Here is a 20,046-nt window from a genome sequence, read left to right as displayed (position 1 = left end):
ACAAGGATAAACACGTGATTGAGACCTTTGCCGATATGGTTGAAGGTCTTTTTCTTCAAAAGGGAAGAGGGGATCGACGGCATGGCTGCTTTGGATGAAGAGAAACGCAATCTCATCGTGAAGGAAATTGAATCTTGGCGCCGCAGCAAGCTATTGCCGGAGCAATATTGCGACTTCCTGCAAAACATCTATTTGGAAGATTTGAATGAACGTCCGCTAAGTTATGTGGGGAATGCCGTCAAAAAAATCGGGCAGGCTTCAGGTAAGTATTGGCTCCTTGCATTTGGAAGTTTTGCCTTGATTTGTTTTATTGTACTTCATTTTAGCGTGTTTCCTTTGCTATTGCAAATAGGGATAACGGGCGTCGTTTCGGCGGCTTTTATTACGTTCGGGGCTAAGCAGAAGGCCGATAATCCGGTAAAAGGGCTTATCAACATGGGAGCGGGGATGGCGTTCCTGTGCGGTGTCGGATTTCTGATCTTGCAACTTAACGGTTGGATGGATGGGGCCGGTCCGTTGTGGCTGCTCGGAATATGCGCCGCGGTATGGATAACGAGCGGATTGGTTTTTCGTTACGCCGTCGTGCATTGGTTCGGATGGATGGCGATCGTCGTGTTATATACGCTGTTATTGTCTCGGCACGCCTCTGGACCGTCTTTGCTGGAAACCCAAGTGTACTGGATACCCGCGGCTTTGTTGTTTTGCTGGCTCAGCTGGTTTCTCCATGTGAAGTATAAATCTACGGGAACGGTGCTGTTCGCGACATCGTTAGTGCTGTGGTTCATGCCGGAGGTATACTCGGCATTGTTCGGCGTTCAGATAGAATGGATTCAGTTGGAAATCATAATCAAGATCGTAATCATGGGCGTAGCATTGTTCCGATTACGCAAACAATGGATGGAATGGGTTGCTTAAAAATGAAGGAACTTAAAGGAAACGGAGCAGGGCTGAAGCTGTCTCGCCGGTTATCGGCATTGGCCGAATGGGTCCCGCAAGGGGCGCGATTCGCCGATATCGGGACGGATCATGCTCTGCTCCCGGTTTATTTAGCTCAGCAAGGTCAAATCAGCTATGCGGTAGCCGGAGACGTTCATGCCGGACCCGTCGAAGCAGCCAAGCGCCAAGTGTCGGAGGCCGGCTTGGAAGAAGTCGTGTCCGTCAGGTTAGGGGACGGGATGTCCGTTCTTTCTCCCGGAGAAGTGGATACGGTAACGATAGCCGGCATGGGCGGCAGTCTGATGGCCAGAATACTAGATCAGGCGGGGGATCGCTTAAACGGCGTTCGTACGCTCGTGCTCTCTCCCCACGTAGCGGAAGATGCCGTCAGACGTTGGCTAGTCAAGCATCATTTCGTGCTGGATCGGGAAATGCTGCTGGAGGAAGACGGGATTATTTATACGCTTATGAGAGCCGTTCGCTCGTCGGATCCTTCGGAGGCGAAGGAATCCCATGCGCGTCTATATGACGAGAAGACGCTTGCTCCTGCAATCGCGAAAATATCGTCCGCGTTGATGTATGATATGGGACCGTTGCTATTACGGCATCCAACGGAACAGTTCCTTCGGAAGTGGGAAGAAGAGATCGCGAAGCGGGAACGAGTTATTTTGCAGCTTAAGCATGCTACAGCTCCCGAAGCGGCGGAGAAAGCTAGAGAATGGGAAGAGGACGTTAGAGAAATCCGGGAGGTGCTGTCATGTTTGCCCGTGGAGAAACGATCCTCCAATTGATGGAGCGACTAGCTCCCAAGCATTATGCCGTACCGGACGATAAGATCGGGCTGCAGGTAGGGTCGGTTGCGAAGGAAGTGCGCCGCGTGCTCGTTACGCTGGACGTTACGCCGGCGGTGGTAGAGGAAGCCGCAAAGTTAGGGGCGGAGCTCATCATAGCGCACCACGCGGTTATTTACCGCCCGCTGGCCCATTTGCGGACGGATACGCCCGCGGGGGCGCTAGCGGCCGAACTGCTCCGTAAAGATATCGCGGTATACATTTCCCATACGAATCTGGATACGACCGAGGGCGGCATTAACGATTGGATGGCAGAGGCGCTTGAGCTTGCCGGCAGAGAAGTGTTGGAAGAGGTTCATACCGATAAGCTATACAAGCTGGTCGTTTTCGTTCCGGAAAGCCACCACGAGAAAGTCAGGGACGCGATTTTCTCCGCAGGGGCCGGCTGGATCGGCAATTACAGCCATTGCAGCTTTAACATCGAGGGGACGGGTACATTCCTTCCGCGGGAAGGAAGCAACCCTTTTATCGGTACGCAAGGGAAGTTGGCCGACTCACGGGAAATCCGACTGGAAACGGTCGTTCCGCTCAGCGCAAAGAAAAAAGTCATTTCCGCTATGCTAAAAGCGCATCCTTACGAGGAAGTAGCATATGACCTGTACAGTATGGATTTGAAAGGAAGATCGTTCGGACTGGGCAGAGTAGGCGTGCTCCCCGCGACGGAGAGCTTGGATCGGTTCGCCGAGCGCGTAAAGTCGGCCTTCCAAGTTCCATTCGTGCGAATGGTCGGGGACGGCTCGAAGCCGATTCGCAAAGTCGCCGTTCTAGGCGGATCCGGGGCGAGATATATCCGTCACGCCCAATTCGCCGGAGCGGACGTGCTCGTTACCGGAGATATCGATTTCCACTCCGCCCAAGACGCATTGGCCGCGGGGATGTCCATCATCGATCCCGGCCACCATGCCGAGAAGATCATGAAGCCTAACGTCGCGCAATGGTTGACGGAGCAGCTGAAAGCTAAGGGCTACGCTACGGAAGTATTTGCGTCGCAGATCGATACCGAGCCTTTTCAATTGCGATAATTAGCAAATGGCAAGTCGTTTGGCAAGGGCTCCATTCATTCCCGTTGTCAGCGAAGGCGATTCGCGGTATACTAGTCGATGCAAACCGGAAAGTTTGACAGACAATCGCTGGTGGCTTCGCGCCACGAGAGGAAAGTCCGGGCTCCACAGGGCAGAATGCTGGATAACGTCCAGTCAGCGCGAGCTGAAGGATCAGGGCCACAGAAATGGACCGCCGATGATCTCTATTCTCCCGAACTAGATTCGGGGTAGAGAAACAGGCAAGGATGGAACCGTGGTGTAAGAGACCACGAGGAGCACTGGCGACTTTGCTCCTGGTAAACCCCATTTGGAGCAAGACCGAGGAGAACGCAGGCAACCGCCAGCCCTAGCCCGGGGTGCGTTCGGGTTGGTCGCTTGAGCCGTATAGCAATGTGCGGCCTAGAAAGATGATTGTCGCTTCAGTCCGTGGGAGGATTGCCTTCGAGCAGTCCGCTATGACCACTTGAAGTACAGAACCCGGCTTACGGCAAGCTTTCCGGCTTACTTAATGAATCGAAAAGCCTTCCCGCTTTTTTGCGGGAAGGCTTTTTTGATATACCCGTATATTAACCGCCGCCAAGACGCTCTAATTGCTTCCGAACTTGCAAAGGAAAGAGCTGTAAGGAGTTGTTGGACACGTTAGCGGTTTGCAGAGCGGTTTGGACATCGATTTGCCCATAACCGAAGTCGTTGTCCTTGCCGCTTTGTCCAAGATCTTTGGCCGTACGCCTAAGCAGCTCCATGACTTCGGCGTTCGTTAGGCTGGCATTTGCCGTTCGTACCAACGAAGCTAGCGCCGCGACATGAGGGGAAGCCATCGACGTGCCCGATAACGCCGCATAGCGGCTGCCCGGGTAAGTGCTCGGAATGGAAGTGCCCGGAGCGGCGACGTCGATGTAATCGCCATAGTTGGAATATTCCGCCCGGGATTCGTCGGCATCGGTAGCGGATACGGCGATGACTTCCGGATAAGCTGCCGGATAACCGGGCCGATCCGTATTATCGTTACCGCTGGCCGCAACCAATACGACTCCCCGCTCGTAAGCATATTTAAGGGCGTCATGAAGGAATTCCGCTTCGGCATAATTGCCCAAGCTCATATTGATGACTTTCGCTCCATGATCCGTAGCCCAAATGATGCCTTCGGCAACGGAATAAGTGGAGCCTGCTCCCGAGCTGTCGAGCACTTTGACGGGCATGATTTTCGTGAACCAAGTCATTCCCGCGACGCCTTCGTTGTTGTCGACCTCTGCAGCGATAATCCCGGCTACGTGCGTACCATGTCCGACGTCGTCTTCGGGAGGGCTGGAAGGATCCACGATATTCACTCCTTGCACGAGACGTCCCTTAAGATCGGGATGGTCGGCTTGGACGCCGGTATCGAGCACGGCGACGACGACGTCGGCGCTGCCTTTGGAAATTTTCCACCCGTTTTCCGTAGCGATTTCGGGCAAATTCCACTGGTATTCCGAATAGAGTGTATCATTGGGTACGATGGACGCGCCTTCCGGCGGTTGATTGCTTGATCCGTCGGATACGCCGTTCGGCGTGCTTCCCCAGTCATTCGTTAAATAAAGGTAGTGAGGCTCAACGAACTCGGGGTCGAATTTATCGTGAAAGTATTTTTTCAACGCTTTCGTATCATGTTTCTTGGAGCGGAATACGTAGGTTTTCCCTGTGTACCGCACGACGGTCAAATGGAGATCCTTGCGGAGCTGCAACAGTTGGCGCTCCGTAAGCGGCGATCGAAACTTAACGACGATCTCGTCCACCGCGTAATGGCTGGCATTGCCGTTATCCTCCCCCGTACGCACGGTAGTCTCCGCATTGGAGCCCGGTACGACGGACTCGATACGATAGCGGCCTTCGGGCGGATAGGGCACGAGGCGCATATTGCGGCGTTGATGCCGTTCCACCGCTTGGATGACTTCGGACGTAACGAGCACGATAAGGGATTGTTCGGCTCGGTCGGGCGCATGTTGAGAAAAAACGAAATAACTTTTCCCTTTATGGGTAAAAGTAGGTGATGAGTAGCTCTCGCTTTTCTTCAAAGTTTGACGGGCTTTGGCCAGATGAGGTTCGGCTGTTCGGGCCAGCTCCGAAGGAATTTTTCCCGCTTTTTCCCAATGGCGCCCATTGCTCTGCTCCGCATACAAAATTTCGGGGTGCGTCCCAAGAAGAGTTTGGAACGATTGGAGCGAAGATCGCTTGGCGCTGTCCCCAAGAAAATTTCTCACGTCCCGAACGACCTGCGCGCGGGATAAACGTTCGGTAGCGGCCATATCCCGCTCTACCGTTTGAAGTTTATACGATGCCTCTTGTTTAGGGCTGGGCGGCGTTTCGCGGGCCGGTGAAGCGTATGGCTCGCGCTGAACGGAACGGTAAAAAGACGGTACGAGGGGGATCGCGATTAGAACGACGGCCAACGCGCACAAAATTCCGATAATCGTATTACGGCGCAACTGGAACCTCTCCTTTACATCCCTCCAAGAAGGGAGCTCATTGTTACTTAGAATGAAGGAGAAGCCATAAAAATATACAGCACTTTTTACCCTTGCCAGTACCGTTTCCTCATGAATTATGTTACGATAATTAAAGTTTCGCCAGATCCAACTGCGAGACTATTTCGTTTGATACCCATCTACTACTTTAAGGATATGTTTTGCACAATGGAAAGGGGAACAATCCATGCCAGCTACTAATATTAAAGCGCTTGCCGAATCCAGCCGAGATAAATTAAAGGCGGCGATCGATCCGATCGAACACTTCTTAAACCACAACGCGCTTGAGCAGCTTGCGCAAACCGACAATCCCGACAGCAATCTCTTTTACAGCGGCTTATTGTCCGATCTGCGTCATTTGCTCGTTTTTTCGGAAGTGGCTTACGAGAAGCTTGGCGCCGTACTTAGACGTCCAAACTTCGATAACGAGCTAGCGGAACGCGCATTGTACGAGGTGTACCACAACGGCGTGAATTCGTTCTTCTATCCGAAAAACGAATGTTATTCCGAAGATGGACGTTACGCTTACACGGGACAAGACGCGATTCGTTTCCGGTCTAAGCCGGTTCGCGCCGCGCGCGACGTTATTCTGAACATCTCCCGCGTATACGAAGAACTGCGCGATGATCTGTCTTATTACGAAAGCGATTATTTAACGCATCGCCGCATGCAAAGCCAATCTAAATAACAATTATAGCTACAACCTCCACCCTTCTGTCCGTATACCCTCATCCATAGGGTACACAATAGGACAGGGGGGTGATTTATTTATGCCGAACGGCGTAGCTTGCAGCGTCAATAATTGCGCTTATTGGAATCAAGGAAATCGTTGCGGGGCACAGGAAATCGCGATCGAAGTGGATTCTCACGCCAGCCATCGTTGGAATGAGGAATTCGCGGATGAATTTTTCACTCATCGGGACTCGGCGCCGACTTCTTCCGTTACTTGTTGCCTAACGTTCAAACCGAATGGGGAAAAATAGTTCTAAGGGACGAGAGATCGGGTTTTGTCGGGACTAGTCGACCTCCGGTAGTTTGTTGTACAATGGAATTACTTACAATTTGACTATCGGGAGCTAACCGACGTGAATGTAACGACGGATCCACGTATTCTGAAGCAAATGCTTCTCGCGCAATGGATGACGGAGATGAATCCGTTAAGCAGCAAAGCAACGAAAGGAACGGCAAGCGATAGCTCCGGCCTATTCGAACTATTGCTGAGCCAATTATCGACGACCGATTCCGCGCAGTCGACAACTTATGGTTTACCCTCGCAGTTAGGGAGCATCTCATCTATTGCTATGCCTACCGCTTCTTGGGGAGGAGCGTTAACCGACGATCATGGTTCGTCCTCGGCCTACGACGATTTGATTACCGCCGCCGGGGCTAAGTACGGCGTCGATCCCGCATTGATCAAAGGCGTTATCCAGTCGGAATCTTCTTTTAATCCGAATGCCGTTTCTTCGGCTAACGCCAAAGGACTCATGCAATTAATGGACGACACGGCTCGCGGATTGGGAGTAAGCAATTCCTTCGATCCGGCTCAGAATATCGATGGCGGGACCAGATTTTTATCTTATTTGCTTCGCAAATACGATGGCAACGTATCCACCGCTTTAGCCGCTTATAATGCGGGACCGGGACGCGTTGACCGTTCGGGAATCCAGAACGATCAGGATCTCGCGATGAACCTTCATTTGCTGCCTACGGAGACGCAGAATTACGTGCGCAAGGTTCTGAATGCGTCCAGTCAATGGAGCGTCTGATCTGACATCATCCTTACTATCACTTATGGGGATCAAGACGGGGGAGGCCAATGCCTGCTCCCGTTGTTGGTCCTTTTCTTATGAATAATTCCATGGAGTACGGAATGGGGAATAGGAATGAAATCGTATTATTATGATCATAGCGCGTCGACTCCGATGCTGCCGATCGTGATCCAGACGATGGGCGAGCTTATGAAGCTGCACTACGCAAATCCCGCAGCGCTTCACCGGTCCGGCGCCGAGGCGATGAAGCTGGTCGATCGGGCGAGAGCGAGTATCGGCGAACGCATGGGAGCGGAGCCCGAAGAGGTCGTTTTCACATCGGGTGGGACGGAAAGCAATAACTTGGCTATCAAAGGTTCCGTGAATAAGGCAGCCCGAACTTCCAAACATATCGTCACGACTGCGGTGGAGCATGCATCCGTATACGAGAGTTTCCGCCAATTGGAAACGTTCGGAATCGAAACGACGATTTTGCCCGTCGATGGGCAAGGGAAAGTTAATCCCGAAGACGTAGTGAAAGCGATACGCAAAGATACGGTGCTGGTTAGCGTTATGCAGGTTAATAATGAAACCGGCGTCGTTCAACCTATAGCCGAGATCGGAAGAAGATTATCCGAATATCCGCATGTTCGGTTCCACGTTGACGGAGTTCAAGCCGTCGGGAAGGTTCCGTTTTCTTGGAAAAAATGGGGCGTGGACTTATATAGCGGCTCCGCCCATAAATTCGGCGGTCCGAAAGGATTAGGTTTTCTGCTCGTCAAGAAAGGGATTGAACTCGCTCCGTTGTTAAGCGGAGGGGATCAAGAACAGGGGATTCGCTCGGGGACTCATAACGTTCCCGGCATCGTAGCGATGTCCCAAGCGCTAAGACTCGCGGAAGAGAGCAAACAATCCCGACGGGAAAATATGTACGCGATGAGACAAAGGTTGCTCCGTATCGTAGCCGATATTCCCGAACTGGTCTTAAATGGCGTACATTCGGACGAGGCCGACGCCGAGTCCCGGACCGCACCTCATATCGTGAACTTATCTTATCCCGGCATGCGGCCCGAGGTCATCATTCATATGCTGGAGAAACACGGCATCCTCGTCTCCACGCAATCCGCTTGTTCATCGAAGAGCTTGCAGCCAAGCCGGGTGCTTCTAGCCATGGGACACGCCTCGGATCGCGCTTCGGGAAGCATTCGGATCAGCTTCGGAGATGAACACGCGATGGAAGACATCGAAATTTTAGGCGAGAGGCTCAAAATGGTGGTAGCCAAGCTGAAGCCGTTGGAGAGGAATTCGAAATGAAATACGATCTCGTATTGGTAAGATTCGGCGAAATTACGATTAAAGGACGCAACCGCAATCGTTTCGAAGCGATGCTGCTTACGCGGATCAAGTCGGCGCTCAAGGAAATGCCGAATTTAGAATTTGTTAGAGGGTACGCTCGGGTATACATTCATTTGAACGGCGAGAGCTACGAGCAAGTAGGCGATCGGTTGAAAGATATTTTCGGGATTCAGACCTTTAGTCCGGTAATCAGCTCCGATCACGATTTGGAAGTCATTCGCGAGACTTCGCTTCAATTGATGAGAAGCTTAAGCCCGGCACCGAGAACGTTTAAAGTATCCGTGAAGCGCGGGTGGAAGCAATACCCTCACGATTCGGTGGAGATGAACCATTTGGTCGGAGCCCACGTGCTGCGCAACACTCCCGATCTTAAAGTGGATGTAAGGTCTCCCGATGTGGAGTTGAAGATCGATATCCAGCATGAAAGCACATATATTTACTGCGAGGTCGAGAAGGCGGCGGGAGGTTTCCCTCTTGGGATGAACGGGAAAGGCATGCTGCTGCTCTCGGGCGGCATCGACAGTCCGGTCGCGGGCTGGATGGCGATGAGAAAAGGATTGAAGATCGAGGCCGTCCATTTCCATAGCTATCCGTTCACAAGCGAGCAAGCGAAAGAGAAGGTCATTTCCCTCGCGAAGAGGCTGGCCTATTACGGCGGTAAGATCAAGCTGCATCTGGTTCCTTTTACGGAACTGCAAACGAAACTAGCCCAGTCCGGTCACGATAGCTTAATCATTACGTTAATGCGGCGTTCCATGCTGAAAATTACGGAACGATTGGCCGAGCAGAATGGCGCATTAGCGATCGTAACCGGCGATAGTCTCGGACAGGTGGCCAGCCAAACGCTTGGCAGCATGAACGTCATCGGACGCTCGTCTTCGTTGCCGCTGCTGCGTCCGCTTGTCATGATGGACAAGCAGGACATTATCGACTGCGCCGAACGAATCGGGACGTTCCAGACGTCGATCTTGCCGTTTGAAGATTGCTGCACCTTGTTCGTGCCGAAATCTCCGGCCACCAATCCGAACCTTGCGCTCGTCGAGCGGGTTGAAGCTCATATGGGCGAAGAGCTCGAGCGACTGATCGAGGAGGCCGTGCTAGGAACCGAAGTACTCGTGCTTAGAGAAGACGGAGATATAGAGTCCGCGGGAGAGCCGAAAGAAGAAGACGCGTGGTTCTAAATCTCGGTAATTAAGGAAAAGCCGTGAAGCGCATTAATGCGATTCACGGCTTTCTTTTGCGACTAGCGGCGGTAAGGTCTTGTTTTGCTGAGCTTTCCTTGCTTGTATCGCATTCGTCCAGACTCCGGCGACGATGACAAGCACGACTAACGTGGCGATGAAAATCCAACTGAAAACGGGATTGTCGATGAAGATTTGCTTGAACTCTCCTTCATGCGTAATCATCTTGGCGGCGGTATAAGCGAGAACGCCGGAACCGATATAAATAATCCATGCGTATTTCTCGATGATCTTGATGAATAACGTGCTGCCCCAGACGACGATTGGAATGCTGATGATCAATCCGAGGATAACCAGGAAATAATCTCCGTGGGCCGCTCCGGCTACCGCGATAACGTTATCGAGGCCCATTGCCGCATCCGCTATGACAATCGTCCGAATGGCTGCCCATAGCGTGGAATTTGCTTTGATGTCTCCATGCGAATTTTCCTGCACGAGCAGCTTGTAGGCGATCCATAGAAGCAATATTCCTCCGATGGCAAGCAAAAACGGAATTTTGAGAAGCGAAACGACGAGCATGGTGGCAACGATTCTTATGATGACGGCGCCTGCGGTTCCCCAGATGACTGCCTGCTTCTGTAAGTTTTTCGGCAAGTTTCTGGCTGCGAGACCGATTACGATTGCGTTATCCCCTGCGAGCAGAAGATCGATAAAAACGATCGTTAGCAAGATTGACCAGAAATCCACGCTGAGTAGATCCCATCCGAATAGCTCCACGATAAGTCCCTCCCCTGATAATTCATGCAGTAATACGTCCCCATTTCAAATTAGATTCAAAAAAATGCGTCAACATATCCGCTCTTGCTTGTACATAAAACTGGTAAGAGGGGGTGTCCGTATGGGGATGGAAACGTTAATTGTTTTTCTGGAAATCGTCATGATCAATTTACTCCTTAGCGGCGATAACGCCATCGTTATCGCGATGGCCGGCCGCAGGCTGCCTGCCGACCAGAGGCGGAAGGCTGTCTGGTGGGGAGCGCTGGCGGCAATCGGATTACGAATCGTATTGACCCTAGGCGCGATTACGTTGCTCCATATTCCGTTTCTTCAAACGGCAGGCGCCGTACTTCTGCTTATTATTGCTTTGCAATTGCTATTGGACAATAAGGAGAAATCGGCTCATACGCCGGCAGCCTCGACGCTCGCAGGGGCAATATGGACGATCGTAGTCGCGGATTTCGTCATGAGTCTGGATAACGTGCTCGCGGTAGCGGCGGTTGCGAACGGAGATACGGCAATGCTCATTATCGGCATCGTAATGAGCATCCCGATTATTATTTGGGGCAGCTCGTTCATTATGCGGGTTCTTGACCGATTGCCGGGCTTGCTCTATTTGGGCGGAGGTTTGCTTGGCTATACGGCTGCCGAAATGGCACTTGGTGATCCGGGGATGCGGCGTTACGTAGAACAGCTTCAACCTGAATTCGAAAAGTTCTTTCCTTTCGTTACGGTGGCGCTGCTTATCGTGCTTGCTTTGATCTTGCGACGGCAAAGCAAAGTCCGCAATGGCGATTTTCCTGCATAGTCCGCGAAATTGAAGCTCTTTAGGGAAAATTTTGCTTTCATGAACTAGTTTTTTCCCCGGACTTCCATTAAACTAAAGAAATAGATGTCACGTTCCGTAACTTGAAGCGTGCAGAGAATGGAATGAAGTGGGGGAAACATCGTGAACAGACAATCCGCCGCAGTCGGAATCGGAGTCGTGGCTGTTGGATTGATAATTCTTCTAGGCAAATTGGGAGTTTTCGCGTTTATCGGCGCCGTGTTCTGGCCGCTGTTTATTTTAATTCCCGGTTTATTGCTTCATGTTCTGTATTTCGGTCGCATGGTTCCCTCCGTCGCATTGATTCCCGCGGGGATCTTGACAGTCGTATCGATTATTTTGTTGATCGGCAACTGGTTCGGGTGGGGTTCGATGAAATATTTATGGCCCTTCTTCCCGTTCGCGGTCGCTGTCGGGCTTTATGAATATTACGTGTTCGGCTATAGCCGTTCCAAGCAAATCTGGTCGATCGCGGTCGGATTGGCGGCAGTCTCGCTCGTCTTGTTCTGCATGACCTTGATCTGGACTTGGGGAATTTATCTGCTGGCTGCCGCGCTGATCGGCATCGGGGTATGGCTTGTCGTTCGTCGGCCGAAATCCTGGTAATTTCATACGAAGTTCTATAAATAGTTGGCTTTTTACCCAACCTAGCGTACAATAGAATGGTTGAGGACCAGTTTAGAACTTTTGGATCACGCTGAGTCAATCGTACCGGTGATGCTCATTAACGTCGGCCTCGAGTCGACGTTTTGTTTTGTGGATTTAGAGAACCCTAGAGTAAAAGGCTTTATGACGTCTGGGGGACCAGAGATAAACGAGGAGTGGAAGTATGCATTCAAGAGACAAAATTCGTAATATCGCAATCATTGCCCACGTTGACCATGGTAAAACAACACTGGTTGACCAATTGTTGCGTCAATCCGGAACATTCCGCGATAATGAGCAGTTGCAGGATCGCGCAATGGATTCCAACGACATCGAAAGAGAACGCGGCATTACGATCTTGGCGAAAAACACGGCTATTAATTACAAAGATACGCTGATCAACATCGTTGATACACCGGGACATGCCGATTTCGGCGGAGAAGTAGAACGGATCATGAAGATGGTTGACGGCGTTCTTTTGGTCGTTGACGCGTTCGAAGGTTGTATGCCGCAAACGAAGTTCGTATTGCGCAAAGCATTGCAACAAGGCTTAACCCCGGTAGTCGTCGTCAATAAAGTCGACCGACCAGCCGCGCGCCCTGTCGAAGTCGTCGACGAAGTTCTTGAGTTGTTCATCGAGTTGGAAGCATCCGATGACCAATTGGAATTCCCGGTCGTATACGCTTCGGGTCTGAACGGAATCGCGGGCAATACGCCGGATGACTTGAAGTCGACAATGGAACCTCTGTACGAGATGATTCTCGAACACATTCCATCGCCCAAAGAAAATCCGGACGAACCGTTGCAATTCCTCGTTACTTTGCTTGATTACAATGAATATATGGGGCGTATTGCGATCGGCCGCGTTAACCGCGGACGTATTCAGCAAGGCCAAGTCGTCGCGGTTATCGATCGCGAAGGCGCCGTTAAACAAGCTCGGATCGAGAAACTGTTCGGCTTCCAAGGGTTGAAGCGGATCGAGGTCGAAGAGGCCGCGGCCGGAGATATCGTGGCGATCGCGGGCTTGAAGGAAATCAATATCGGCGAAACGATTGCGGATCCTGCGCAGCCTGAAGCATTGCCGGTACTGGCAATCGACGAACCGACACTGCAAATGACTTTCCTCGTTAACAACAGCCCGTTCGTTGGACGCGAAGGCAAATGGGTAACTTCGCGTAAGCTGCGCGAGCGCTTATTCAAGGAAATCGAAACCGACGTCAGCTTGCGAGTCGAAGAGACGGACAGCCCGGACGCCTTCGTCGTGAGCGGTCGCGGGGAATTGCATCTCGGTATCTTGATCGAGAACATGCGTCGCGAAGGCTTCGAGATCCAAGTATCTAAGCCGGAAGTTATTCTTAAAGTCATTGACGGCGTGAAGAGCGAGCCGATCGAGCGCTTGCTGATCGATGTTCCGGAAGAGAGCATGGGATCGGTAATGGAAAGCTTGGGAACGCGCAAAGCCGAAATGGTTAACATGATCAATAACGGTACGGGCCAAGTACGTCTGGAATTCTTGATTCCTGCGCGCGGATTGATCGGTTATCGTACGAATTTCTTGACCTTAACGCGCGGTTACGGCGTTATGAACCATGCTTTCGACAACTACGGTCCTATGGTTGGCGGTCAAGTCGGCGGACGCCATCAAGGCGTGCTCATCGCGAGCGAAACTGGGAAATCGACAATGTATGGTATGATGTCCGTAGAAGATCGCGGTATTTTGTTCCTTGAGCCTGGTATGGACGTCTATGAAGGGATGATCGTCGGCGAGCATACGCGCGATAACGACATCATCGTTAATATTTGCAAAGAAAAAGCGCTGAACAATATCCGTACTGCCAACAAGGAAGAAACGGTAAAGCTGAAATCGCCGCGTCTGATGTCGCTTGAAGAAGCGCTTGAGTATTTGAACGACGACGAGCTGTGCGAAATTACGCCGAAGAGCATACGCCTTCGCAAAAAAGTGCTTAATAAAAGCGAGCGTGACAGATCCGAGAAACAACGCCGCATGGCGGAAACCGGAGTTTAATCGCTGCTGGCTTAACGTAACGACCGATACTTCGATCGAAGAGAGTATCGGTCGTAACGCGTAGTATCGCTAAGGGGGGATTTCAATGCAGACGTGGTTTCACGATCACCCGGTTATTTCTTATCTGTTCATTGTCGCCTGCACGATCTATATTTTCAATGCCGTATTCAGGGCGGGAAAGCTTCCGATTCTGAAGGAGATTCTCGTTCACGTCGTTCTTGCGATCGGTTGCTTGGTCCTGTTGCTGTTGCAGCTCGATAAGCTGCCGATCATCCAATGCATGGCCGTTGCGGTCGCGATGATGGCTTTGCTGCGGATGCGCCAGTTCTACGACAAGCGCAAAGCATACCGCAATAACAAGAACGGCGATTCACGGCAAGTGAATTCAGCCGATCCGCAATAGCTTTTCCTTGGGAGAGGGGAAACGTCCGTGTCTCTAATGGATGCGTTGTTCTACTGGCTGCAGATGAAGTGGGTTTCCTCCGCGCGTCCCGATGACGGGGCGGCAAAGGAGACTCTTCTCTTTTTGCGCAAATTTTGTCGGAAGATCACGAATTGGCGTCGTTTGACGTCAGCTCGATCGAGGCCGGAAAAGTATACGTTACATATGCCAAGACAGACGGTTCCACTCGTACCGTATGGTTTGATCGGGAAGCCGTGGAGCAATTGAATCGCGACATGTTCGGACATTCGGACGACGCGGATGAAGAGCCCGGAACAGAGGATGAGGAGGAACTGGTTTGAGTCAAGATACACCGTTGCCATCGCGATCGAAAAGTCGAGCCTCGGCTAAACAAGCCTATAACCCGAAACCGCCCGGCAAAAAAATCCGTTGGGGCAGAATCGTGTTGATTCTGCTAGGAGTGATCATTCTCGTCTTGGGCAGCTGGGCAGCTTATCTGTTCTTCGATAAATGGAAAGGCAACTTGGCCAAAATCGCGAAGCCGGATGACGGAAAAGGCAGCGTGACCGTGCCGGAAAAAGAGCGCGCGCAGGTTAAACCGATCTCGCTCGTCTTGCTCGGATTGGATACGCGAACGAAGACGGGCAGCATGAACACGGACGTCATGATGGTGGCCGCCTTTAATCCGATCACGAAAACAGCTACCGTCGTTTCCATCCCCAGAGATACCGATTTGAACTTGGAAGGCTATAAGAAGCATAAAGCAAACGCTTATTATGCCGCCTTTTTCATGAGCGGGCGCAACAAAGAGAAGCTCGAGGGCGATCAAGTGTCGGCTTACGCCAGGGATGAAACTCGCGAGATGCTGTCCCAATTTTTCGACTTGCCGATCGATTACACCGCCGTGATCGACTTCCAAGGATTCGTTGACGTCGTGGACGCGCTCGGCGGGGTTAATGTCACGGTCGACAAGGATATGCGTTACGTCGATACGGTAGACGATACGAATATCGACCTGAAGAAGGGCGAGCAAGAGCTCGACGGAGAGCAGGCGCTCGGATTCGTTCGTTACCGCAAATCGAATCGCGGTACGGCGGCTTCCAGCGATTTCGAACGCAATGAACGGCAAAGCCAAGTGCTTGGCGCGATCGCCGACCGTTTGAAATCGTTCAGCAGCGTAACGAAAGTCGGCAATATCATGGACGCCGTCGGCGATAACATGAGAACGGATATCCCGGCTTCGCAGATCGAAAACATCATTAAAACTTACTTCGGAATCAATCGTTCCGATATCCGCTTCATTCCGCTGACGGGCGAATGGAAGAGCCCGTACGTGTATTTGGACGAGGATAAGCTGCTAGAGGCGAAAAAGGCGCTTGCCGAAGAACTGCTTCCGGACGGCCGGCCGGCTCCCGTAGCCGTACCGACTAGTTCAGCTCCGGCGTCGGAGTGACCTATTTGTCCGTTGGAAACCGGATATTCATGTGATATAATGAAGCCAGAATTCCACTAAGGGGGGCTGCGGATGACGATACCCAAACTCTCTCTTACAGAACTCGGCATGACCCCAATCAAATCGTTAGATCAAGGTGCCACGATCGATGGCATCCGACTATCCGCGATTACGGAACTTCAAATGACTAATAACTCGAGAGCTCGCGAGAACCATCGAGTTGTTGTTGCCATGAGCAAAGCCCAGTGGTTTTCCACTGGGCTTTTTGTCATTTTTTGAGCTATCCAAGGAGCTGGTTCCCATGTTTTCCGGTGCTTTCGGCGGGATGATGTTTCTCGGGATTTGCGGAATGAGGCGGCCCATGATGTCGGCAAGCTCTTCCGCGAAGCCGGCAAACGGACGACCGTTATTCACGTCGGCCCTTACTTCGCGAACCCGCTGAGCCAAGTCGATGTCCGCCGTTACAAGAGCATCGATTCCGTATGGGTCTTTCCGGAAGGCTTCGGCTACCGCGTACTTGATCGTGCCGACCCGAGTGCGTTCCATCTTCTCGTCGACGTTGATGCCGACGATGGCATACTTGCCGAATACGACGCAGGTGGCATCTTTAACGCCTTGTACGCCGCGAGCTAACGACTCTAGATGGGCGGCAACATTGTTAGGGTTGTCGATAGCCTTTCTTTGGTAAGCTTGGGCTTGCAAGCGATTGTCTGCCGGGTTAGGCATTGCTTGCCGGTTACCGCAGCCTGCGGAGCCCATTGCCATGGTTAACATCACCAGCAACGAGGCTGCGCAAGCGATTAAATTATACTGTTTCAACTTATTCACCACCCTAGTTTGGAGGGATGCCCGTAGTAGCCGATATCGCTGATCTCGCTTCGTTTTGGAATCGGCTATCGCAGGAGAAAGCATTCGCTGGTCATATTGTTCCCTGTCATTCGCTCACTATGTAAAGACTGCATTGGAGAAATCTTTATTCCGAAGTGACATGTTTAGCCAAATTGACGAACCGGGAGGGAACACCCATGCGTAAAATCTATGTGCTTGATACGAACGTACTCCTGCATGATCCGCTCTCCTTGTTTGCTTTCGAGGATAATGAAGTGATTATTCCATCGGTCGTGCTGGAGGAGATCGATTCCAAGAAAAGGCTCGCCGACGAGATCGGGCGCAATGCGCGTAACATCTCTCGAGAGTTGGATAGCATGAGAACATTGGGACAGCTGCATAACGGAGTAACGCTTCCTAGCGGCGGTTTGCTGAAGGTGGAAATGAATCATCGTCGCTTCGTGAGGGTTCAGGAGCTGTTCGGGGAAATGACCAACGACAATCGGATTCTCGCGGTGGCCTTGAATTATCATCTGGAGGAGCAAGAAAGCGCCGATCCTCGTCCGGTCATCATTGTCAGCAAAGATGTGCTGGTCAGGGTAAAGGCGGATGTGCTCGGCATTATTGCCCAAGATTATTTGTCGGACCAAACGGTGTCGATATCCGATCAATACTCGGGGCACATGACGTTGCACGTGCATCCTTCGGTCATAGACGAGTTTTATTCCACTCGATTCCTAGGCGTCAACCAACTCGGGATCAAAGTGACATTGCACCCGAACGAATTCGTTATTTTGCGGGATGAGCTAGGAACGTCCAAGTCGGCGCTTCTGAAGGTAACTCCGGACGGGAACCGCTTGGAACCTTTGCATATGAGCAACGATCCCGTATGGGGCATTACGGCTCGCAACGCGCAGCAACGAATGGCATTGGAATTATTGCTTAACGACGATATTCCGCTCGTCACGTTAACCGGAAGAGCGGGGACGGGCAAAACGTTGATTACGCTAGCCGCGGGGTTAATGAAGGTAGAGGACGAACATCGCTTCAAAAAGCTGTTGATCGCCCGTCCCGTCGTGCCTATGGGCAAGGATATCGGATATTTGCCAGGGGAGAAGGAAGAGAAGCTGCGTCCGTGGATGCAGCCGATTTACGATAATCTGGAGTTTTTGTTCGATACGAAGAAAGCCGGCGATCTCGATAAAATTTTGATGGGGATGGGAAGCATCCAAGTCGAGGCGCTCACTTACATTCGCGGCCGATCGATCCCGGGACAGTTCATTATCATCGACGAAGCGCAAAATTTAAGCAAACACGAAGTCAAAACGATCGTGTCCCGCGTCGGGGAGAACAGCAAAATCGTACTGCTTGGCGACCCCGAACAAATCGATCACCCTTATCTCGACTCTCAAAGCAACGGCCTTACGTATTTAGTCGAACGCTTTAAGGAAGAAGGAATCAGCGGCCACGTTACGTTGGAGAAGGGCGAACGATCGCGACTAGCGCAGCTTGCGACCGAAAGGTTATAGTAACCGTTCAAGATCCAGCCAAACGATTTCGCATTTATACGCCGTCGCGATTCGATCCGCCAATAAGGTCAACTGTCGATCCATCATGTAGATCGTTTGCTCTTCATTCCTGATTTCGCCAATCAAATGTTCCTCCAACTGCAGCAAGGCCGGGGCGGGTTCCGCATCCGGCTTTGCCGCGTCCAAGGCAAACAGAGCGGTCAGAGCCAAGTCGACGAAAATATTATCGTTGCGGGTAACGATCGCATAGTCTTCATACAATTCTCCCGGCGCTACTCCATCCGTAGGCAACCAAAGCAGTTCGCACCGTTCGGCTACGACTTTATAATGGTCGAGCAATTCGATGACGGCGGGAAGATCGTTGAATATAAGCAATTCCTTATATCGATCCGTTAGCGGCGCGCGTTCGGCTATCCCTTTTACGATTTGAGCGTAATATCCCGGCAGCTTGCCGGCCGGCAGCTGCATATCCAAACCAATCATTTTCTTGAAGCCCATTTCAGTCTCCAGCCTCCAACACGCTTTTTTACTATCATAGCCGATAAAGCGCTTTCCAAAAAGTGCAGACAGGCGAGCCGCGTCCTGTTATCATAAAAAATAAGCGATTAACGAAATAATGGAAAAGGTGAAGGCTGTGGCACGTAGTAAATCGGCCTTAGTGTTCTTATTGCTGTGCATGATGATCCTCATCTTATCTCCGTGGGCCGATGCTCCTTCTCCGATGAACTCCGTGGCGATCGTTCCGGAGGAGATGGAAGCGGCTGCTTCCGCGGAGCCCGTGATGACCCAAGAGATCGCCGAATTGACCGTAGAGGTCGCCATGGGAGAGCAAGAGTATCAAGACCTGGTTGCCCAGAACGAGGAATTCATGCGGGATCACCCGGATATTCTCATTGAATTGCAAAGAATAAATCCGAAGCAAGCTTATTCGACTTATAAAACTTCGTCCCAGTTGGAACAAGCGGCGGACATTATGCTTATATCCAACGAATGGGTAATCGAATTCGCCTCGTCGGGTTATCTGCTGCCCGCGGACGCCGCTTTCGCCGGCAAAGCGTTAGCCGAACAATTCGATGCGCTCGCCGCTCCGTTGAAATGGAACGGTTATTTGTGGGGCGTACCCCGGGATATGGATCCGTTCGTGCTCGTGTGGAATCAGGATATGCTGCACGAATGGCTTGGAGAAGATATTGCGCTTCCGCTTACGATTGAACAATGGACCGCGCTTACGGAGAAGAGCGCTTTGTTGGAAGGGTTGTTTTCTTGGCTGGCGATTGACCGGGAGGATCCGCTGGCGCTTATGGCCTGGCTTGAGAACGTCGCTTCCCAGAGAAGCGACGGGATATGGGACGAGGATAGCGAGCCTTGGAACGGCACTTTATTCGAGCAAGCTCTGTCGTTGCTCGATCAGAACAGAGCGAGCCTTCAGCTTATCGGATCGACGGTCGAAGCTGCTCGCGCGCTGAAAGAAGGGACCGTGCTCGCGGCGGTCATTCCGTACTCGGAAGCCGCCGCTCTGGTTGATCAGCCGCGGTCCGCCCCTCAGCCTAAGCTCGTGGTCGATCATTATTCATGGAAGCTGCCATTCGTATGGCCGCGAGGCAATAGCTATGTCATCTCTTCGAACACGAAAGCGGAAGAGGCTGCGTATACGTGGATCTCCGAGATGACGAGAGATCAAACGCAGCTGCGGATCATAGAGCAAGAGGGCAAGCTTCCGGTCTATCGTTCCCTATATGATAGCGACAGGAAGCTATCCAATTTGATTCCGGGAAGATCGGGACAGAGTTTCCCCAATCAACCCCCGCTCTATACGGGGCCGGAGACGTCCGTCCGCTTGGAGCAGATGCGCGATCTATGGACGAGATTCGCGCTAGGAAACCTAACTCTAGACGAATGGAAAGAGGAATGGTCCTCGAAAGAATGACAGGGAATAACCCGTC

At 51.8% G+C, this 20,046-nt stretch carries 21 protein-coding genes and 1 other RNA gene; 18 read left to right on the top strand and 4 right to left on the bottom strand.

Translation table 11 applies throughout. The features are described from left to right. Window positions 1-18: 18 nt before the first annotated feature. From FPL14_RS03800 to rnpB, 4 genes are all read left to right on the top strand, one after another. The gene (locus FPL14_RS03800) at window positions 19-915 is read left to right on the top strand and encodes a hypothetical protein (RefSeq protein WP_182301772.1); all 897 of its coding nucleotides are present in this window, start codon (window positions 19-21) and stop codon (window positions 913-915) included. A gap of 2 nt (window positions 916-917) precedes the next feature. Next, window positions 918-1,727, top strand: coding sequence for a tRNA (adenine(22)-N(1))-methyltransferase (locus tag FPL14_RS03795; RefSeq protein WP_182301771.1), 810 nt, complete (start codon window positions 918-920; stop codon window positions 1,725-1,727). Then, the gene (locus tag FPL14_RS03790) at window positions 1,694-2,809 is read left to right on the top strand and encodes a Nif3-like dinuclear metal center hexameric protein (protein ID WP_182301770.1); all 1,116 of its coding nucleotides are present in this window, start codon (window positions 1,694-1,696) and stop codon (window positions 2,807-2,809) included. Before FPL14_RS03795 ends, FPL14_RS03790 begins: the two co-directional genes overlap by 34 nt. A gap of 89 nt (window positions 2,810-2,898) precedes the next feature. Further along, window positions 2,899-3,330, top strand: an RNA gene (gene rnpB / locus FPL14_RS03785) — RNase P RNA component class A. Window positions 3,331-3,396: 66 nt separating this feature from the next. On the opposite strand, the gene FPL14_RS03780 is transcribed toward rnpB, so the two are convergent. Then, on the bottom strand, window positions 3,397-5,292 hold the full coding sequence (locus FPL14_RS03780; RefSeq protein ID WP_182301769.1) for a S8 family peptidase: 1,896 nt from the start codon (window positions 5,290-5,292) through the stop codon (window positions 3,397-3,399). A gap of 226 nt (window positions 5,293-5,518) precedes the next feature. Between FPL14_RS03780 and FPL14_RS03775 the strand changes: the two genes are divergently transcribed. The 6 genes from FPL14_RS03775 (at window position 5,519) to thiI (ending at window position 9,616) form a co-directional block, all read left to right on the top strand. Beyond that, entirely contained in the window at window positions 5,519-6,019 is a 501-nt protein-coding gene (locus tag FPL14_RS03775) for a DUF3907 family protein (RefSeq protein ID WP_182301768.1), read from the top strand. 82 nt (window positions 6,020-6,101) lie between these two features. Then, window positions 6,102-6,314 carry a DUF1540 domain-containing protein gene (locus FPL14_RS03770; protein WP_182301767.1) on the top strand — a complete coding sequence of 71 codons (213 nt, stop codon included), beginning with the start codon at window positions 6,102-6,104 and terminating at the stop codon, window positions 6,312-6,314. Window positions 6,315-6,416: 102 nt separating this feature from the next. After that, window positions 6,417-7,097 (top strand): lytic transglycosylase domain-containing protein, encoded by a 681-nt coding sequence (locus FPL14_RS03765; protein WP_229263765.1) that lies wholly within the window; start codon window positions 6,417-6,419, stop codon window positions 7,095-7,097. Then, window positions 7,072-7,185: an AgrD family cyclic lactone autoinducer peptide gene (locus tag FPL14_RS30690; RefSeq protein ID WP_182301766.1), complete on the top strand. Its 114-nt coding sequence runs from the start codon at window positions 7,072-7,074 to the stop codon at window positions 7,183-7,185. Before FPL14_RS03765 ends, FPL14_RS30690 begins: the two co-directional genes overlap by 26 nt. Before the next feature lie 29 nt (window positions 7,186-7,214). Further along, window positions 7,215-8,393, top strand: a complete 1,179-nt coding sequence (locus tag FPL14_RS03755; protein WP_182301765.1) for a cysteine desulfurase family protein — start codon at window positions 7,215-7,217, stop codon at window positions 8,391-8,393. Beyond that, a complete protein-coding gene (gene thiI / locus FPL14_RS03750; RefSeq protein WP_182301764.1) occupies window positions 8,390-9,616 on the top strand; it encodes a tRNA uracil 4-sulfurtransferase ThiI in 1,227 nt (408 codons plus the stop codon). Before FPL14_RS03755 ends, thiI begins: the two co-directional genes overlap by 4 nt. Window positions 9,617-9,649: 33 nt before the next feature. On the opposite strand, the gene FPL14_RS03745 is transcribed toward thiI, so the two are convergent. Beyond that, the gene (locus tag FPL14_RS03745; RefSeq protein ID WP_182301763.1) at window positions 9,650-10,393 is read right to left on the bottom strand and encodes a TerC family protein; all 744 of its coding nucleotides are present in this window, start codon (window positions 10,391-10,393) and stop codon (window positions 9,650-9,652) included. A gap of 121 nt (window positions 10,394-10,514) precedes the next feature. Here FPL14_RS03745 and FPL14_RS03740 point away from each other — a divergent pair, with 121 nt between their 5' ends. The 6 genes from FPL14_RS03740 to FPL14_RS03715 all read left to right on the top strand — a co-directional run bounded on the left by FPL14_RS03740 (window position 10,515) and on the right by FPL14_RS03715 (window position 15,746). After that, entirely contained in the window at window positions 10,515-11,201 is a 687-nt protein-coding gene (locus FPL14_RS03740; RefSeq protein WP_182301762.1) for a TerC family protein, read from the top strand. Between the two features lie 141 nt (window positions 11,202-11,342). Then, the gene (locus tag FPL14_RS03735) at window positions 11,343-11,825 is read left to right on the top strand and encodes a hypothetical protein (RefSeq protein WP_182301761.1); all 483 of its coding nucleotides are present in this window, start codon (window positions 11,343-11,345) and stop codon (window positions 11,823-11,825) included. Between the two features lie 223 nt (window positions 11,826-12,048). Beyond that, on the top strand, window positions 12,049-13,890 hold the full coding sequence (typA, locus tag FPL14_RS03730) for a translational GTPase TypA (protein ID WP_182301760.1): 1,842 nt from the start codon (window positions 12,049-12,051) through the stop codon (window positions 13,888-13,890). An 85-nt stretch (window positions 13,891-13,975) separates the two neighbouring features. After that, the gene (locus FPL14_RS03725) at window positions 13,976-14,293 is read left to right on the top strand and encodes a YlaH-like family protein (RefSeq protein ID WP_182301759.1); all 318 of its coding nucleotides are present in this window, start codon (window positions 13,976-13,978) and stop codon (window positions 14,291-14,293) included. Window positions 14,294-14,445: 152 nt separating this feature from the next. Further along, window positions 14,446-14,634, top strand: coding sequence for a hypothetical protein (locus tag FPL14_RS03720; protein ID WP_182301758.1), 189 nt, complete (start codon window positions 14,446-14,448; stop codon window positions 14,632-14,634). Then, complete coding sequence (locus FPL14_RS03715) at window positions 14,631-15,746, top strand: LCP family protein (RefSeq protein ID WP_182301757.1); 1,116 nt, start codon at window positions 14,631-14,633, stop codon at window positions 15,744-15,746. The genes FPL14_RS03720 and FPL14_RS03715 overlap by 4 nt, the downstream gene beginning before the upstream one ends. 159 nt (window positions 15,747-15,905) lie before the next feature. On the opposite strand, the gene FPL14_RS03710 is transcribed toward FPL14_RS03715, so the two are convergent. After that, window positions 15,906-16,565, bottom strand: a complete 660-nt coding sequence (locus FPL14_RS03710; protein WP_324617866.1) for a YhcN/YlaJ family sporulation lipoprotein — start codon at window positions 16,563-16,565, stop codon at window positions 15,906-15,908. A gap of 206 nt (window positions 16,566-16,771) precedes the next feature. On the opposite strand from FPL14_RS03710, the gene FPL14_RS03705 reads away from it, so the two are divergent. Next, window positions 16,772-18,103, top strand: coding sequence for a PhoH family protein (locus tag FPL14_RS03705; RefSeq protein WP_182301756.1), 1,332 nt, complete (start codon window positions 16,772-16,774; stop codon window positions 18,101-18,103). Here FPL14_RS03705 and FPL14_RS03700 read toward each other — a convergent pair. Beyond that, window positions 18,098-18,601, bottom strand: a complete 504-nt coding sequence (locus tag FPL14_RS03700; RefSeq protein WP_182301755.1) for a hypothetical protein — start codon at window positions 18,599-18,601, stop codon at window positions 18,098-18,100. The genes FPL14_RS03705 and FPL14_RS03700 overlap by 6 nt on opposite strands. A 136-nt stretch (window positions 18,602-18,737) precedes the next feature. Between FPL14_RS03700 and FPL14_RS03695 the strand changes: the two genes are divergently transcribed. Further along, a complete protein-coding gene (locus FPL14_RS03695; protein WP_182301754.1) occupies window positions 18,738-20,030 on the top strand; it encodes an ABC transporter substrate-binding protein in 1,293 nt (430 codons plus the stop codon). Window positions 20,031-20,046 lie beyond the last annotated feature (16 nt).

Origin of the sequence: Cohnella cholangitidis, assembly GCF_014107495.1 — a bacterium.
Taxonomy (GTDB): domain Bacteria; phylum Bacillota; class Bacilli; order Paenibacillales; family Paenibacillaceae; genus Cohnella; species Cohnella cholangitidis.
This window is presented reverse-complemented; position numbering and strand designations above follow the sequence as displayed.